Origin of the sequence: Paenibacillus sp. LX16 (assembly GCF_036252815.1) — a bacterium.
In the GTDB taxonomy this organism is placed as follows: Bacteria; Bacillota; Bacilli; order Paenibacillales; family Paenibacillaceae; genus Paenibacillus; species Paenibacillus polymyxa_B.
The window spans coordinates 4,036,041-4,050,893 of sequence record NZ_CP141152.1; the positions used below are offsets into that span (position 1 = coordinate 4,036,041).

Annotated in this window: 15 protein-coding genes; 1 reads left to right on the forward strand and 14 read right to left on the reverse strand. The window is 38.7% G+C overall.

The window, feature by feature from the left end:
- Positions 1–203: 203 nt before the first annotated feature.
- The 3 genes from T3H97_RS18010 to T3H97_RS18020 form a co-directional block, all read right to left on the reverse strand.
- Positions 204–869 carry a hypothetical protein gene (locus T3H97_RS18010; protein WP_029515465.1) on the reverse strand — a complete coding sequence of 222 codons (666 nt, stop codon included), beginning with the start codon at positions 867–869 and terminating at the stop codon, positions 204–206.
- Between the two features lie 326 nt (positions 870–1,195).
- Positions 1,196–2,173: an HNH endonuclease gene (locus tag T3H97_RS18015; RefSeq protein ID WP_328800456.1), complete on the reverse strand. Its 978-nt coding sequence runs from the start codon at positions 2,171–2,173 to the stop codon at positions 1,196–1,198.
- A gap of 311 nt (positions 2,174–2,484) precedes the next feature.
- The gene (locus tag T3H97_RS18020) at positions 2,485–2,709 is read right to left on the reverse strand and encodes a helix-turn-helix domain-containing protein (RefSeq protein ID WP_029515467.1); all 225 of its coding nucleotides are present in this window, start codon (positions 2,707–2,709) and stop codon (positions 2,485–2,487) included.
- 153 nt (positions 2,710–2,862) lie between these two features.
- Here T3H97_RS18020 and T3H97_RS18025 point away from each other — a divergent pair, with 153 nt between their 5' ends.
- Positions 2,863–3,150, forward strand: coding sequence for a hypothetical protein (locus tag T3H97_RS18025; RefSeq protein ID WP_328800457.1), 288 nt, complete (start codon positions 2,863–2,865; stop codon positions 3,148–3,150).
- Positions 3,151–3,338: 188 nt separating this feature from the next.
- Here T3H97_RS18025 and T3H97_RS18030 read toward each other — a convergent pair whose 3' ends face one another.
- The 11 genes from T3H97_RS18030 to T3H97_RS18080 all read right to left on the reverse strand — a co-directional run bounded on the left by T3H97_RS18030 (position 3,339) and on the right by T3H97_RS18080 (position 14,847).
- Complete coding sequence (locus T3H97_RS18030) at positions 3,339–4,319, reverse strand: hypothetical protein (protein ID WP_328800458.1); 981 nt, start codon at positions 4,317–4,319, stop codon at positions 3,339–3,341.
- Between the two features lie 174 nt (positions 4,320–4,493).
- Positions 4,494–5,183 carry a hypothetical protein gene (locus T3H97_RS18035; RefSeq protein WP_328800459.1) on the reverse strand — a complete coding sequence of 230 codons (690 nt, stop codon included), beginning with the start codon at positions 5,181–5,183 and terminating at the stop codon, positions 4,494–4,496.
- 138 nt (positions 5,184–5,321) lie between these two features.
- Positions 5,322–5,669 carry a hypothetical protein gene (locus tag T3H97_RS18040; RefSeq protein ID WP_328800460.1) on the reverse strand — a complete coding sequence of 116 codons (348 nt, stop codon included), beginning with the start codon at positions 5,667–5,669 and terminating at the stop codon, positions 5,322–5,324.
- Positions 5,670–6,133: 464 nt separating this feature from the next.
- Positions 6,134–6,874: a hypothetical protein gene (locus tag T3H97_RS18045; RefSeq protein ID WP_328800461.1), complete on the reverse strand. Its 741-nt coding sequence runs from the start codon at positions 6,872–6,874 to the stop codon at positions 6,134–6,136.
- A gap of 165 nt (positions 6,875–7,039) precedes the next feature.
- A complete protein-coding gene (locus tag T3H97_RS18050) occupies positions 7,040–7,294 on the reverse strand; it encodes a tyrosine-type recombinase/integrase (protein ID WP_103049510.1) in 255 nt (84 codons plus the stop codon).
- Positions 7,291–7,437 carry a hypothetical protein gene (locus T3H97_RS18055; RefSeq protein WP_230585172.1) on the reverse strand — a complete coding sequence of 49 codons (147 nt, stop codon included), beginning with the start codon at positions 7,435–7,437 and terminating at the stop codon, positions 7,291–7,293. Before T3H97_RS18055 ends, T3H97_RS18050 begins: the two co-directional genes overlap by 4 nt.
- Before the next feature lie 194 nt (positions 7,438–7,631).
- Positions 7,632–8,012 (reverse strand): immunity 22 family protein, encoded by a 381-nt coding sequence (locus tag T3H97_RS18060; RefSeq protein WP_103049509.1) that lies wholly within the window; start codon positions 8,010–8,012, stop codon positions 7,632–7,634.
- A gap of 157 nt (positions 8,013–8,169) precedes the next feature.
- Complete coding sequence (locus T3H97_RS18065) at positions 8,170–10,233, reverse strand: methyl-accepting chemotaxis protein (RefSeq protein WP_103049508.1); 2,064 nt, start codon at positions 10,231–10,233, stop codon at positions 8,170–8,172.
- A 284-nt stretch (positions 10,234–10,517) separates the two neighbouring features.
- On the reverse strand, positions 10,518–11,057 hold the full coding sequence (locus tag T3H97_RS18070; RefSeq protein WP_328800462.1) for a CueP family metal-binding protein: 540 nt from the start codon (positions 11,055–11,057) through the stop codon (positions 10,518–10,520).
- A 227-nt stretch (positions 11,058–11,284) separates the two neighbouring features.
- Positions 11,285–13,672 (reverse strand): polyprenyl synthetase family protein, encoded by a 2,388-nt coding sequence (locus T3H97_RS18075; protein ID WP_103049506.1) that lies wholly within the window; start codon positions 13,670–13,672, stop codon positions 11,285–11,287.
- 221 nt (positions 13,673–13,893) lie between these two features.
- A complete protein-coding gene (locus T3H97_RS18080) occupies positions 13,894–14,847 on the reverse strand; it encodes an ADP-ribosylglycohydrolase family protein (RefSeq protein ID WP_103049691.1) in 954 nt (317 codons plus the stop codon).
- Positions 14,848–14,853: the final 6 nt, after the last annotated feature.

Here is a 14,853-nt window from a genome sequence, read left to right on the forward strand (position 1 = left end):
CTTTATAAGACAGGTTGATTATCATTAAAAGTGAATTTCCGATAACGTTCCTGTATTCACGACCCGACGTATGTCGGGTGTACGGCGAATGCCGGACCAAGGGCGTATGCCCGCAGCGTGAATATTATGTTATCGGGAGTCGTAACTTCATCGAATCTTGATACAAATTATGCAATCACATTAGTATTATCCATATATCCCCTCTACATCAAATGATAATTTTCATCAATTAATTCTCCGTATTTTCCGAAATGTCCATAACGCTCCATTATTAAAGTTCCATCAATACATTCATTTAGTAGTATAAAATTTGCATAGCTTGAGGGAAAAAAACCTGAAATATTGAATATTGGCTTACTTAATCTTTCAGTTATATAATTCTCAAACTCATAATATTCAAACTCTACCTTTCTTCCTTGATTAGAAAGAAATAGTTCTTTCTTTTCATCAATCCTCAATTCTGAATATTTCTTATTTGTCAGCTTACCAATAATAAATTCTCTATAAAATATCCTATATATATTTGTATGTGCTAAAGAATTAATAATTACAGCACGTCTTGAATTACGAATATCTAGGAGAAGCGCTATCATCGGAATCATAAATAATATATGGAATGTAATATAAAAAAATTGACCAACTATTTGTTTACTTTCAAAGACGTTATTTAAAAACAAAAAAATATTACTTGTATCTGATGCACTTGCCCAAGAAAAGAAAAAACCAATAATTAGCGTTGAATATATAAAATTTGCTACACCTTTAAAGATATTTTTATCAAGATTCATTTCTCCAATATTTCTATGAACTAACTCTTGAAATCTTGCTCTCTCAATATACATTTCAGTCTTACTTAAAAATTCACTCAATATTCTATCCTCCACTTTAACTTACTATATTTCACTAAATGCATGTATTTTTTCTTGTTGTCCATATTAGTTTTGAGTATTTATATCCTTTGTTACAATTTCCGATAACGTTTCTGTATTCATGAGCCCCAAAAGGGTTGTTTGCTGAAATGCCTCTTCGAAATCCGTCCCGCAGACCAAGGCTCCAACGGAGCTGCAGCTTGAATATTATGTTATACGACGGAATCGCTTCTAGACTCTGCCCTCACTATTGATTTTCTCCAGGTACATATTCAATCAGATCATATAATTTGCAATTAAATGTACCCCATAACTTTATTGATAAGCTATTTCCATGGTCTATATCCAATTCTAGCCCAATGATGCCTTAGATATTTAATATTTATTGGTATTTTAGAATCTTTAATAGCTTGACCATTAGATTCTATTATCTGATTTATTGGACTATGATAATAAGATAGTCTTTCAATATCTATAGAAACAGATAAGTTATCATCTAAAGTAAATAAGCCAATTTCAAATGCTTTATCATGAAATAAGCAAAGGCACAATCCATTAGATGTATTTCCTCTTGATTCTGAATTATCAGACCATCTAGCAATATGAGCTCCAATCAGAAAACTGCTATCAGCAACTTCACAATTTGGAAAACAACAAATATGATTAAAATTATCGCGAACATTTTTAGAAAAATTACTTTGCCCTATTCTAATAGGCAGAGTTTTTTGACTTTCATATGTATTGGACTGATCAATTACCAATCTTTCTCTAACAGTAGTATTAATATTATTGTTACTAAATAAAATGTTGTATAATTCTGAATCCACTTCAGATAGATATGCCCCATTTTGTCTACGTAAATTTCCGTTTTGAATTACATAAAATAAGAGTTTCTTTTCGTCTGAACTCTTAGCTTTATTTACATTGAAATAATACATCAATTGATTTTCTTTTTGAGTAAAAAGTGTACTTAATTCGATTGTCTGATCAAATGGTTCAAATTTTTTCAAATTCACTCTATAAAAAGTATCAGCGTAACTCCAATTTGGTCCAGGATCAGGTGGTCTTAGTGTTGTGGTAAAGCCATCTGTTTCAGCAATTGAATGTCCGATGAATTTAGAATTTGAGTCTCCTCTTAAATGTAAGATAATGTCCCCTTCTTTTACTCGCATTAAACTATCCCAATATGCCCATATACGTCTGGTATCCCCTACTATTTTATATGCTGGTGACCAAAGGCATTTTGTAAATCCCCATTCTCCTCCCCCGTGTACTTCATCCTTTGACATCTCTATCCAAATCATAACCCTAGCTCCTTTATGAAATATTCTCAGGTTGTAATTCATGCGCCCTCGCTAGCTTTAGGGGAAAAAATTAACGTAATACATGCAGTCAGCAAACCGTACATCTGTTTTGCTCTGCTTCTCTAAACCAGAGTACTCAGAACTTTGATGTACAATAAAATTACTCGGTTCTTTCGGATAACGTTTCTGCATTCATGTACCCAATGGAGTGGTCTACTGAAATACCTCTCCAAATCCTAATTCGCTGATCAAGGCTCCAAAGGAGCCGCTGAATATTGTGTTATACGAATTGCTTCTCGAATCTGCCTTCACTATTGGTTTTCTTTCGGTACATACTCAATTAAATCTGATAATTTGCAGTTAAATGTATCGCATAGTTTGAATAAGGTTTCCAGCTTTGTTGTTTCTATATTCGTTCCCCTATACAACTTGTTGATTGAATTCCGACTTAAGCCCGATTTCGCCATCAATTCTGTTATATCATCTATTCGATGTTGTGCCATGAGTTCTCGTATATTGCACTTGATTACGTTCATCTTTTCCCCTCCATAGTTCTATCTTATCTTCCAAATTAGCAATCATCAACGAAAAGCGAAGTTTTAACTCTATAAAGTCAAATATTCACCTTGTAATTAACTTTATAAGGTTATATAATAACTCTATAGAGTTAATCAAAGGAGGAATAACATATGATTAATACATTAGAATCATTAACAGAGCCGCTTATAAGAATACGTTTAGAATTACTCTATACTGAGCTTCTGGAGTGTCATAAGGAGTACACTCAGCTTTCTTCGGAGACAGATCAATATTTCAAAACGCTTCGTGATGCTTTGCCCGATCAACTTCAACATACGGTTTTTCTTTACGAAGACGCCCAAATTTCTCTCCAATTCATCCTAGAAAGAAGTATCTACATACAAGGTTTCAAAGATGCTCTACAACTATTTAGTGAATTGCAAAATTCTAGTATTTAGAGGGCCATATGACCCTCTTTTTCTATTGTTTTTGATTCTGTCGTCTAACGTTTTTGTATTCATGAACCCGAAGGGTTGTCTGCTGAAATGCCTCTCCGAAACCTTCCCACAGACCCAGGCTCCGACAGGAGCCGCAGCTTGAATATTATGTTAAGTGAAGTTACTGCTTCTTTGGGATTGCCCTCACTCTACATATTGTTATAAGAGAATAATTCACGAACTCGTGAGTCTAAAAATACATTTCGATCCTTATGAATATCCTTATTGATTATATTCAAACAATCTTCAAAGACAGTCTTCCCAACTCCGGTAAATTCTTTGATAATACTTTCTCCAATGCCTTTATTAATCATCTCAATAATTGCAAACTTAATAATCCCTGTTAAGTCTGTTCTGATTGTTAAGCTTCCTAAGAAGTAAGCAGTATTACCAGTTTTGTCTGGAAGTTGTTCTCCTGTTGTTTGAATAAAGAGATAGTCAGAAGCAGTCTTCTCGCTCCTAATTGATACATACAATTCAAACTGATCAATAAGACTAATTGGCATGTGAATTACATACTTATTTATCTCAATAGTACCGTACCTTAAATTCAAATCATTAATTGAAAGATTCCGTATAACCTTATACTTGACTCCGGTTAGTATAATTAATTTTAGTATTAGCGCTGGAACAATCTTCTTATCAAATTCTTCATCGTTTATCATTCGCATGTTAAGTATCTCGTCACAATCATTTATTAGTCTAACTATTTCCGTTTGAGTGAAGATAACTGTACTTTCTTTATCTTTGAGATTCTGTGAAATCCATGAATTAATCCTAGCACGAAATGATTTTGTACTATAGATGGGAGAATTCATTTCTGCATATAACTCTTTATTTTGTATAATCTCTTTATCAATAATAAATTGGAAAAATTCTACCAGCACTGAAATGAATCTGTTTCCTGTTGATATGGAATTGATCTTATTTTCTCTAATATAGTATTTCAAACTTCCTATAATTAGCTCTGTGTTAGCCCCTCCTAAAAAATACGGCCATGATTCATCATCAACATTTTTGGTTTTTAAAAAATCCCAAAAAACTAATAAATCTTTCTGATATCCTTGTGCTTGTATCCGATATTCTTGTTTTGATTCCACAAAAATATTTATTGTTTCAGAAAAATTCATTTATAACACCCCCTGAATTATTTATTGGCTCACAGTAATTTCACTTAACGTTCCTGTATTCACGACCCGACGCATGTCGGGTGTCCGGCGAATGCCGGACCAAGGACGTATTTCCACAGCGTGAATATTATGTTATCTGAAGTAACTTTCTTCTTGATTAATCCCACATATCTATTATTTCGCTTTTAGCACCTTATATTTAGGGTCTGTTGGTTGTCTGACAGGAATTGAATATTCAAATGTCTCACTCAAAAAAGCATTTTGTAGTTCGATGATAAAATCATGTACGTAGCCTAAAAAATCAAAAATATACTCGTTAAATTCTTTCGTTCTGTTCTCAAAATCTATCAGTTCTTCTTCTGAAAGCACTATCCCGTTTAAATATCTTGAATAATAAATCCCACCTAAATACTCACTATACCTACCTATCACTTCTCTTATTTCACTTAGCTGTTCTAAATATATGTCCTTCATTCCTACAAATTTATTAAGTACAACTTCTCTCGATTCAAAAAAATAGGTGAATTCAAGAATTGACTTAGAGGATTTTTCCCACAATTTTAAAACTTGCTCATTTGGCTTTTCCCAACGACTATTATGAATTTCAAAATTCACTGCGTATTTTGTTCGCAGATCACCAGGCAAAAGAATTAAATATAAATTCAATTCTCCAAGTGAGTCTCTTGATTTTGCAAGTAAATTTATGGCTTCATCAGCAGTTTTAATTTGCATTTCACGAACAAACTTTTGTTTATCTAATTCAAGATTTCTTCTATGCTGCTTATTTAAATTAGTTATAGCTATCCACCAACCAACAATTGCTATTAAGGCAGACAAAGACCACCCGATAATACTCGGCCACATATAATTCAATCCTCTTTATGATTTTATAGTTATTTCAGATAACGTTCCTGTATTCACGACCCAGCGCAGGCTGGGTGTCCAGCTCATGCTGGACCGAGGACGAATGTCCAATGCGTGAATATTATGTTATCTGAAGGACTATACTAATTTAAAATGTAATTCTCGTAAGTCATTAGCTATGGTCTTATATCTTTGATAATCTCCATTAATAAACTCATCGTAGATAAATCTAAAAACAGTAGCATAGATAAATGCAAGTAAAACAATTGCCGAAATTATCGCAAATATTGTCAAAACAGTAGTTAAATCATCAGTATATTTATTTAAAATATTTGTATAGGTGGTTGAAACAATGGGTAAAAGGATAGTCAAAAGAATTCCCCTCCCTACAAAGAACGGAACTTTCTGTTCTTCAGCTTGCTTTTCTACTAGCTTTATCAGTAAATCTATCTTTTTAGGATCTGTATCAATGCTTTCATTTCTCAAAAATGCTCTTAATCCCTCAATTCTAATTTGATAATAATTTTTCCCTTTATTATCAAATTTAATTATCCGATCTCTTTCTAAAATCAAGTCTCTAAAAAGTATAACAATACAAATTATTAAAGAGACAAAGGATACGTTACTCCAATCAGATTTTATATTGTACTTTATTGCAATAATTAAGATAATGCTTAAAATAGGGCAATAATAGATCTATTAAACCCTTGCCATTTTATTTTTTTCATCATTATGTGTAACAAGCTTAAGTCCTTTTTATAAAGTTTTAGAAGTTTATCTGTCATTGTTTTCTCCTTTTAGTCTTTCAGATAACGTTTCCGTATTCACGACGTCCGACGTAGTCGGATGTGTCCGGCTGCTTCTACTTCCCTGAAATACCTCTGTCGGACCGAGGGCGTTTGCCCGATGCGGGAATATAATGTTAAGCGAAGGTACTTTGGGTATATCAACTAATTACTAATAATTTTATCCCTATCTTCAAGAGGATCAAACCAATCAATTCTCGATTCAACATCAGTATAAAAATTCAAATCATTTCTATTCATTATTCTCATATGATATTTTTTAATAGCTTTTTTTCTTACAGTAATGATCTCTCCATTAGCAAAGTAACAAGTATTAAGTTCGATGGGTGTTTGTTCCGTAAACTTTTTGAATATTTCCATCAGTTCCCCATCGCCAGTATAAATTGCTGGTAAGAAATCGATATACGACATAACTTTCAAATTGGCTTTTTCATTTTTCCCTAAAGAATTTTCGAATTTCCTTTTAGTTTCTAACGCTGAAAGTCTATAAGGGCTTGGGTAAAAATATATTCCATACCGAGATTTATCTTCAAAAACAATACTTAATACTAAGTTGTTATCTTCATCATTTAGTTTTCCTAAAACAATTGACTCAAAATATTTAAAATGTTCGATTGCTTCAGTCTTGGTTTTATATACTAGGTAAATAAATGGCTTTTTCATCTCTTCATCAAGATAACCATATCCTATTGAAACTGCTTGGTTCTCTCTTAGCCTTTGAGGGAACGGATTTATGTGTACAATATTGTAAACAAAAATCACTTTTTCTATTAAGTAACCTATAAAAACGATCATAATAGCAACAGCTATATTTAAGTACTGAGTTAAAGTGAAGAAACTTACAATTATAGAGATTAAGGCCACTGTTCTATTAATGACTTTCACTAGATATTTGTATCGTCCATTTATCTGAATTGGAAACAGTTGAATTCCTCCTCATACTTTCGCTTAACGTCTTATTTACGAACTTCCGAAAGAATGCTCTCTTCGTCATATTCACGAACTTCGTGAATCCTGCACTTTTCTCCCTATTCCCGCACTTTCTGCGGTTCAATCCTCCTGCCCGCTCATCCGATCCAACGGACTTTGAATCCGCCCAATGTCCCGCCTGCTCACATGTGTATACCGCTCCGTCGTTCGCACGCTCTGATGCCCTAGCAGTTCCTGAATATAGCGAAGATCAATCCCATTCTCCAGCAAAAGGGTCGCAAAAGAATGCCTTAGCGAATGAATACTTACCTGTTTGTGAATGCCCGCTTCAGCCAGTGTCTTATCAAATACTTTCTGCGCTGAACGTTCCGTCAAGTGGCGGCCTTCCCTCTGCCCTGGAAACAGCCAGTCTTCTGGCTCTCCACCCCTATGTACTGCTCGACCACCGCAAAAGCCGCTTTTGAGAGCAACGCTTGACGATCCTTCTTGCTTCTTCCGATAAAGTAGGTAATCTTCATGCTCGCTTGTCTCCTTAGTATATCAGCCGTTCAAAAAATTGGAAATCTATTTTCACACAAAAAAAGGGACTTAAGATGTAAATTCACCTTAAGGCCCTGATTCTTTCGGATCAAATTATTGATCCTTTAAGTTCAATTTTCATTATCATAATTACTTGGAATGAGACTCCGAAGACAAAAGAATAGTGTAACCGTTAATCTTTTGAATAAGGATATGCGGCTAAAAAGCGTGGTTCCTCGCCATTTTTTTCAGATAAACCGCTTGTATTACAATCATATATAAAGATCAACGAATTATATTTACCATCTACTTTACTCAAATCATGTAATAGTGGAGATAAAAAAGAATCAACATAGGAAACATCTTTTATACCATCATCTGACCCATCAACCAGAAAGACTCCTTCAGCAAAATCTTCGTCAAAATCATCTATTTTATGATCATTTAAAAAACCGCTAAAAATATTCTCATTCTCATCTTCCGGGTATTTGATCTCAACATATTCAAACAACTCATCTTCAGAGGCAAAGTGACCGTACCAGACGGACACCATATTTTTTTCAAAGCAATTCATATCTTCACCCCGCTAATATTTCAGTTTATACGTATGGTCTATCTGTATCCCGCACCAGCTACCATGCCCTCTACCCCACAACAGCTGTTGAAGCTAAAAAGCCCGCTGAACGCGGGCTTTGCTGTATATTTAGCCAATATCATGCCTAGTAGACTTGTTACTCAACCTTGAACTGTTTTAATTCGTCTTGAAGCTTATTGGACAATTGGTTTAATTGTTTGGATAGTTCAGCAACCTGTTCAAAGCTCTCCAATTGTTCCTGCGTGCTGGCGCTAACCTCTTCGGTTGAAGCTGAATTTTCCTCGGTGGTGGAAGAGATGATCTCCAGTGCCTGCAAAATCTCATCTTTGTGCTTGTGGACTTTGGAGGTGTTGGTGCTGATCTGGATCATTCGCAATTTCAAATCTTCCAAATCCTTGTTAATGCTAAAAAATACTTGCTTCGTGTCCTCCACCGATCTCGCATTTTCTTCCGCAATTTTCAGACCGTGAACCGTATGCTCAACTGATACGCTGGTTTTTTCTTCAATCACACGTACCTTCTTGTAGATTTCCTGTGTCGCCAGTGCAGTCTGCTCAGCCAGCTTGCGAACCTCCCCGGCAACAACAGCAAACCCTTTACCCTGTTCTCCTGCACGTGCAGCTTCAATAGAAGCATTGAGCGCCAGCAGGTTGGTCTGCGTTGCAATTTGGTTGACCGTATCGACGATGCTGGAAATCTCATGACGGCTCAGATCAATCTCCTGAATAATAGACGACATCGCTTGTGTGGAATTGTGATTTTCTTCCGCCCATCTGGATAACTGATCTACTACAGCAAGCCCCTGTCCGCTTTGTTCAGCAGAGATTTGTACCATCGTTTCGATGGCTTTGGCATCATTGGCAATTTCGTCAATTTGGCCGGATAATGCACCAGTTTTTTGTAAAATGTTATCCGTTTCGATGGATTGGTAGTTCGTTGCATTGGCAATTTCATTAATTGCTGTCGCCGTATCGTTCATCGTAATCGCGGTTCTGGAAGAAATGGATTGCAAATCATGAGAAGACTGATTCAAGACTTGAGCTGAGCCACCCACCATTTGGAGCATGCCTTGAATTTTTTGAACCATATTGTAAATTCCTTGAGAAATTTGCCCGATTTCGTTGTTGGATTGCGTATCAAACTGAACGGTCAAATCTCCATTTTCAATCAGCTTGATTTTTGCAAGCAATTTCGGGATTGATCTCAACAGATAACGGAGCGTTATATAACAAATCACAACGAGCAGGATGGTGGCTGCCGCAAAACCGCCAATGGTAAGCCAGGTAAAGGTTTTTAATTCTGTGAGCACCTCTTCTTCAGAAATAGTTAAGCCTACAGACCACCCCGTATCTTTACTGGTTGCATACCCAATATAACGACGTTCCCCATTATCATTAATTAGCTGTACTCCGGACTCACCAGCAATCATTTTCTTTCCAATCTCCCCAAGATCACCTGTGCTTTCGTTAATCTTTTCTTTCAGCACTTTATTTTGATCGGGGTGATACAAAATATCTCCTGTTTTGGACGCAAGAATCGAATAACCTGTGCTTCCAAGCGAATAGCTTTGCATAACGGCAGGGATGTCTTTGAAAGCAATATCGACAGCAGCAAATCCGATTAATTGATTACTTCTATCTTTAATCGGATAGAAAATGCCCATCAGCACATTACCCGAATTGACGTCCTTATAGGGTTCTGAGTAGTATAAACCGTCTGCTTCAACGGCTGGCTTGAAGTATGGGCGTGTATGGATATCGAAATCCGGTTTAGAAGCAACACCATCATTCTGAAGAAAGAAGCCTTTACCAGATATTCCTGCAATCCAGGCGTCGGCAAAAGATGGCTCTGCCTTTACAATGGCTGCCAGAGTCGCTACTGTTTCCGCAGCATAAGGAGAAGTTTTCACCATTTCTGCCGATGGGGTGGTTTCTAAATATTGCTTAAAAAGATTATTCGTTGACATTTGTTTGACAAGTGATCCCTTTTCTTTAAACAACGCATCGAATTGAGTGACAACGGCCTGCGTCTTGGTCTGGAGCATGGCCTCTTGCTGCTTGACAAGTATGCTTTGCGTGCTTGCAAACATGAACGTCCCCAAGGTTGCAAAGACGACAACGATAATGACTAACAAGACCATGGCCAATGTGTTGGCGATGCTGGATGATCTGAATATGCTCTTCTTAATATTTTGTGACATGCTGCCATCTCCCCGAGGAATATTGAGCGAAAAGCTCTTAGATAATATGTCGGAAGTTTGCAGCTGTTTTAATAGGTTTTTAGTATATACAATTTAAAGTTTTGCTATCTGATTCCTCATAGATTCCCTCCCGACCTGTTCCGTAACTCCAGCAAAAGATTAGGGCAGCACAAAGAGCCTCCGTCAGACGTAGGCTCTTTACTAAAAGCTATATATGAGAACGCAGGGTTTTGCGGATTTAGAGCATTTCAGCGATCCGTAAGCTCAACCCTCATCCTCCGTCGTTAACTCAACTGCATCGTTGTGATACACGTATCGTTTTTCTCATATGTAGAGAATTCAGTTTCAGCCGTTTTACCTTCATGATTCACGCTAATGCGGTATGTTTTATCCCTCGGTAGCCATAGATCAATAAAACCATTGGATTGTGATTTCATGGCGGCATTCTCCATGATGACATTCCCTTCGGAGTCGTGAACGGTCACATTGAACGCACCGTTTTTTATTTCGCCTTGGCAGCCCGTTAGACTATGAGTTGCACATGGGTGGGTCTGTTCCACATATGGTGCAATCGAAACAAAAAACTCGTTGTCGGGCAAATCATAATTAATGGTCTGAGTATCGTCCCCTGTCACAATCAACTGACTGGAATTAATGGAAGCAGACTGGGCTGTTGCCTTGCCTGCACTGATATCATGCACCAATTTCTTGATATCTGTCGTCTCATGTTTTTCCGCCCCTTCTTTCTGAATATTTCCTGCAATTAGGTACGTCCCCAATGCGGAAACAACCAACCCTGAAGCGACTAAGATTCCTTTTTTCATCTGGAGTTCATCTCCTCATCTGTTTTGTATTATTATAAGGGAGAATGCACCATAATGGGCAAAATGGGGTGCTGAAGTCACTAGATATTCACATATCTGTGTTGCGTGCTCAGACATATTTATATCACATTAGAGGATTACCGATGAACGAAGGAACATGAGCAGCTCTTCGGTCTCAACGTAAAAACACCCATTACTCTTGTGGAGCAATGGGGCACACTCGTTTTTTAACGGTCCCGGTTCACGACATAATGTATTAAGTGCTTCAGAAAAGCAATATTACGTGGGATCTCTTCTAATGCTTCCATAGCGAGACAATAGTGTTCCCACATCTCTTTACTGGCACCTTCTAGACCAAGGATGGACACGAAATTCGAATTGTTGTTATCAGAATCTTGGCCAACAGGTTTTCCGAGTAAGAGCATATCTCCTTCCACATCAAGCAAATCATCTTTAATCTGAAAAGCAATCCCCATATGATAGGCGAATTTCTTCAAAGCAGCAATTTCCGGTTCCTTGACCTGTGCAAGCATGGCTGGCATAACCAGACAAGCCTCAAACGCCACTCCGGTTTTGTAAAAGCACACCATATTCAGCTGCTCCAAGGTCAGTGCCTTTCCTTTGGAATCCAGATCCATCGCCTGCCCCATACACATATCTTCTGCTTTCTGGGCCGAGTATTGTATCAAAGCAAGCACCGTTTCAGCATTGAACTGGTCAAGTGACGATTGTTCCCCAATCGCCTTCTGGATCAGGAACAGACCGGTTAATTCTGCGGTAGCGCTATTGTGCACCTGATGCAAGGTCTGACGCCCTCTACGGGTAGACGCATTATCCTGGGAAGGAAGATCATCAAAAATCAGGGAGGCTGTATGCATATATTCCAATGATCTCAGAAGAGGCACAATTGCCGATGCATCTAATCCATATTCGTTCACGCCCATGACCCAAGTCAATATAGGCCGTATCCGCTTCCCGTCCCCTTCAAGACTATAATTTGCAGCCTCAATAAGCTGTTCTTTCATGGCCGGAATCCCTTGAGGCTTGGTAATTTTCAATTGGTTGTTAATCTGCTCACGGACCATTTTGACCGTATTGAAAAAGTCTTCTTTTTCCCTCGCATCGTTTTTCAGATGGGTAATCATCTGGTCCCGAAGCAGCTTATCTAAGAAATCTACATCATCCGCTTTTTGTACCATCTTCTGAATGAGATTATTAAATTCCGGATTTCCGGATGCAAAGATCTCCATCGTTTCATTATACTTTTCAATACCTACACGTTCTTTATAACGTTTGAGTCCATTCATTGCACGATCCAGTATCACCTCACGAGCCATGGCATCGGAGTCATATACGTTATGGATCAAATAGGAAATAACCGCCCAGTATAATTCAAAGGGATTGATCAAATCCGGTCTCTGATGATGATATTTTAAATAGTAGGTATAGGGTGTTACCGCACCGTCTCTCATATCGTCAACCATATCCGCAAAATCATCAGCAAGCTGGTTATAGATGCCATAAAAGAATGTTCGTTGCTCAAACCCCTCATCCGCAGGAGCACTAATCACAGAACGGACAATCAATCGGGACGAAGAAGACTTCAAAATAACGGGTATATAAAGCTCTTCATTAGTATAAGTAGCTCGCGTCAGATCCTTAACACGGTCAATATCTTGAGAATGAAAAAAGACATAAGCCTGCTCGAAAAATGTTTGCTGTGTGTCTGGCCGCTGATGTTCCTTAATATACTCAAATGCATCCGAGAGCTCCGAATGTATGTATTGAATCAACCTCATATGATTTCCAGTCCAATCGCCCATCTCAGGCACAGATCCACTGAGAAGCCCGGCACGTATCATACGGGAATATTGTTCTTTCTCTTGAACGTTCAGAACCTGGGAGTCGAGAAGATCATCAATGAAAGGATAGGTTAGACCATAGGAGTACCCAAGCCTGATGGCTTCATCAAGTCTGCGAGCACGTTCCATAGGTGACACTGTATCGTCCATTTCTTCCATCACATGCAAAATAACCCCGATAATGATCTTAATCAGTTTGCGCTGGGCTTGCTCGGCATCCATCTCTTTGGGAATATGGGAGGATACGGACCTAAGTTTGTTGATCACCCAAATTATCGCGGTTTCTATACCTTCCCTCTGGGCCCACCGATACACCCCGGCCAAATTCATAAATTCCGGTTGGTCTCCCCCGTTTGCACTGGTGGATTGGATCAAGTGTTTTTTTACGTCTGCAATGACACGCTGAATCCGGGTATGTGTGTCAGGAGAATTCAGAGCTTTGCCTAGGTCCCTCATATAAATATAGGAGACACTTCGGTCCAGATAATCATCCAATTTGCCTGTATAATTCAGCCATTGAATGTATCTATTATAGTCCCGAGTATCAGGTTTTCTCTTTCTCCGTGAAAAAAAGGATAACCATGAGGAATGATAAATATGATTTTTTTTCCACTTTTGAATGTCTTCTGTCAGGGTAGTCACATAAGATTTGTCTATGACCTGATCATACAGTAATGCAAAATACTGAATCGCCTTCCGCTCAGCCAGCTGATATCCTGTATTGGCTTGTAATTTTTCATTCATATGATGCATTACCTCAACTTCTCATTTTGTTAAACATGGTTGCATTTCTCCCTGAGGGTACGAATTCGGATCATGTTTTTATCTTTATACGGAAAAAAATCTGTAAGGTTACGAAATTTAATGGGGTCGAGGCGATATAAGAAGTAATCCCAAGAGGTGAATCGTCATGAAATATAGTGAACAAAAAAAGCTGGGCTCTGCTCCATAAGAAAAGCAGCCCAGCTTGATCTTTATAGATGTTCCCCTTGGAGCGTTTGGTCCTTCTCGACCTTCTGCCATAAAGCCTCAGTCAGTTCATCTATCATCTCCTTCATCGCCAGCTTCTCGCGCCAACGACTTGGGATACCGCTTACTCCGTAATAAGCTCCTGCAATTTGCCCATATACCGCTCCGGTCGTATCGGCATCATCACCCAGATTCACTGCCAGCAGTGCCCCCTCTTCAAATGAAGTCGAATGGTGAAATGCCCACAACGCAGCCTCAAGGGAACGAATGACATACCCGGTTCCTTGTATTTCGGGCGGCTCTTTATACCGGTAAGATCCCCGAATTATTTCTTCAATGGCTGCCGAATAAGCAGGCTCGTCCTGCCGCCACTTATAACAGACCTCCGCCGATAACATGGATTCTTTGTCCGCTCCTCGCAGACCTGCCACAAGGATTGAAGCAAGCACAGCACAGGCCTCCACACTTTCGGCTGCTCCATGGGTGGTTCGCGAGCTCATCTCAGCGTACTTCACCGCCTCTTCCGGACGGTTCGCATAGGCCATAGCCACAGGTGCAAGCCTCATAATAGAGCCATTGCCGGCAGTCATGGGGTCAATGGACCCACTGTACGGATCTCCGGTAGCTTCGAAGCGATGCAGTGCTGCTCTCGTTGCACCACCGATATCAAAGCACGTTCCCGTACTACTCATATATCCCAAGTGGTACCAATTGGTGTATCGGCGCATTTGATCTGCCGGATCAAAGCCATCTTTACGTACCATACTCTCGGCCAAGCAGAGCGCCATCGACGTATCGTCTGTCCACTGGCCCGGCTTTAACCCAAATACACCGCCGCCCACGATATCCGTTACAGGTTCAAATGTACCTGGACTGCTGAATTCCACAGTGGTTCCCAAAGCATCGCCCACAGCCAGCCCAACCAGACATCCCAAAAAACGATCCTTGATAAGTGCCATTTTGGT

Bases quoted from the DNA above. Each gene is read 5' to 3' on its own strand.
- T3H97_RS18015 (WP_328800456.1), bottom strand. From the start codon at position 2,173: ATGATTTGGATAGAGATGTCAAAGGATGAAGTACACGGGGGAGGAGAA.
- T3H97_RS18020 (WP_029515467.1), bottom strand. From the start codon at position 2,709: ATGAACGTAATCAAGTGCAATATACGAGAACTCATGGCACAACATCGA.
- T3H97_RS18025 (WP_328800457.1), top strand. From the start codon at position 2,863: ATGATTAATACATTAGAATCATTAACAGAGCCGCTTATAAGAATACGT.
- T3H97_RS18030 (WP_328800458.1), bottom strand. From the start codon at position 4,319: ATGAATTTTTCTGAAACAATAAATATTTTTGTGGAATCAAAACAAGAA.
- T3H97_RS18035 (WP_328800459.1), bottom strand. From the start codon at position 5,183: ATGTGGCCGAGTATTATCGGGTGGTCTTTGTCTGCCTTAATAGCAATT.
- T3H97_RS18055 (WP_230585172.1), bottom strand. From the start codon at position 7,437: ATGAAGATTACCTACTTTATCGGAAGAAGCAAGAAGGATCGTCAAGCG.
- T3H97_RS18060 (WP_103049509.1), bottom strand. From the start codon at position 8,012: ATGAATTGCTTTGAAAAAAATATGGTGTCCGTCTGGTACGGTCACTTT.
- T3H97_RS18065 (WP_103049508.1), bottom strand. From the start codon at position 10,233: ATGTCACAAAATATTAAGAAGAGCATATTCAGATCATCCAGCATCGCC.
- T3H97_RS18070 (WP_328800462.1), bottom strand. From the start codon at position 11,057: ATGAAAAAAGGAATCTTAGTCGCTTCAGGGTTGGTTGTTTCCGCATTG.
- T3H97_RS18075 (WP_103049506.1), bottom strand. From the start codon at position 13,672: ATGCATCATATGAATGAAAAATTACAAGCCAATACAGGATATCAGCTG.
- T3H97_RS18080 (WP_103049691.1), bottom strand. From the start codon at position 14,847: ATGGCACTTATCAAGGATCGTTTTTTGGGATGTCTGGTTGGGCTGGCT.